Source organism: Rhodococcus sp. ENV425, assembly GCF_002887785.1.
Lineage (GTDB): Bacteria > Actinomycetota > Actinomycetes > Mycobacteriales > Mycobacteriaceae > Rhodococcus > Rhodococcus aetherivorans.
Window position 1 is genome coordinate 199 of the sequence record NZ_PCZU01000306.1, and the last position, 1,892, is coordinate 2,090.

Sequence of the window (1,892 nt, forward strand, 5' to 3'; positions counted from 1 at the left end):
GGCGGTCGAGAAGCAGCGCGGCCGTCTCCGTGCTCTCGACGCCCGTCGCGGCCAGGCACGGCCGCAGACGGTCCGCGTCCGGGTGCGGGCAGGGGTCGAGCAGACCGGCGAATGCCTCGTCGTCGGGGGCGCGCAGGTGCCCGAGGGTCCGGCCGCCCAGCGACGCGTAGGTGCGCAGCCACCAGGCGGTGTAGCCGCGCCGGTCGCCGAGGGCCGCAGCCGTGCCGGGTTCGGCGACGAGGAGCGACAGGGCCCGATCCCAGCGGGCGTCGTCGACGAGGTCGAGGTCGCGCACCGCCACGAGCGACTCGGGGTCCTCGTCGAGGGTTCCCCACCACTGCTCCTCGTCGGGCAGGTCGTGATCGGGACCGGTGGGCAGCTCGGCACGCAGCACCGTGAAACCCCATCCGACGCCGACGGCCCGCAGCGCCTCGGCGTCGTACTGCTCCGCCACCTGCGGATCGAGGGTGGCGAAGGGCGCGTCCTCGACCAGCACATCCGCGAGGGGCGCCCCCGGCAGCAACAGCTCGTCGGCGGGCACGAGTTCGCCGTCGGCATCGGGTAGGAGCAGCGCCCCCAGCTCTCGGGGCACCGCCTCGGCCGGTACCTGCGCCGCCAGCCGGAGCACGACCTCGGCGAGCTCGGCCGTCGCCTCGTGGTCGTCGACGTCGACGTCCTCGACCGCCGCGAGCAGCGCCGGGTCCGCGAGCAGATCCACCGCCGTGACCGTGCCGGCGCCGAGCCGGGTCAGCAGGGGATGCGCGGCGTCGGGGTGCACGAGGCGCACCCACGGCATGCGCAGATGCCCGACGTCCGTGCCCAGCACGGCGGTCCGCGGCCCGGTGACGGTGCGGCCGTCCGACAGCGGCACCGGGATCGCGGCGAGTTCCTCGGCCACCACCGAGTCGACGACCAGCGGGGTGAGCGCCTCGTACAGCCGGTACCACCACGCAGGCTCGCGCTCGACCCCGGCGAGCAGCTCGGCGATCCGCGCCGGCCCGAGGCGGTGCACGTCGACGGCGCCGAGCGCCGCAGCGTACCGCGGCCCGCACAGATCGGGCCGGATCAGGCCGGGCACGACGTCGGCGAGGACGGTGGCGAGCTCGTCGGTGAGACCGGTCAGCGCGGTGGCCCGGTCCGGGACCAGATCGTCGCCACCGCCGGCCGGGGGCAGCCACGGATGCGCGCGCAACTCCTGCAGCACGGCCTCACGCAGCAGCGCGTCGACCTCGCTGCGCGCGAAGCCGGGAACCGGAACCATCGCCGGCCGCTGCCGCGGCGGCAGCGCCGCGACGAAGCCGGCGTAGCCGCGCGCGAGGCCGGCCACCGGGGCGCCGGGGAGCAGGCGGCGCCGGTCGGGCTGCATCGGCACGTCGGCGATCACCAGCGCGGGCAACGAGAGTTCCTCGTCGGAGCGGGTGGGAGCCCGCAGCACGTCCTGCGGCACCGGCACCGCCACCCCGTCCACGACGGGAACGAGCCAGCGGGCGTGGGGCCCGGCGTACTCCCACCAGGTCCGCTCGCCGACGGCGACGACGCGCAGTCCGGACTCGGCTTCGGTGCAGGTGCGGGTGAGCTCGCGGCCGCCCACCGTGACGGCGGCCAGTGCGGGCAGCTCGAGGAGCAGGTCGACGGCCTCCGCGGCGAACCCGTCGAGCAGCGTCTCCGCGTCGATCCCGGGACGCAGCCGCAGCACCACCTCGGTGTCCCAGCCGGGCGCCGGCGGCATGGACGCGGGCCACGCGAGACGCAGCACCGGGATGCCGGACTCCGGGGCGGGCACGCCGCGGTCGGCCAGCGCGTCCCGGGTGTGCGCGGCGGAGAAGCGGATCGAGCCGGACCGCGAACGGATCTCGATGTCCTCGCTCACCGCGGCCGCGGCGGTGAAGCCG

Annotated in this window: 1 protein-coding gene; it reads right to left on the reverse strand. The window is 76.4% G+C overall.

What is annotated here, in order from left to right; genetic code table 11:
* The coding region (locus CQZ88_RS28825; protein ID WP_258008870.1) for an ATP-binding protein at positions 1-1,892 on the reverse strand (1,892 nt) is incomplete at both ends.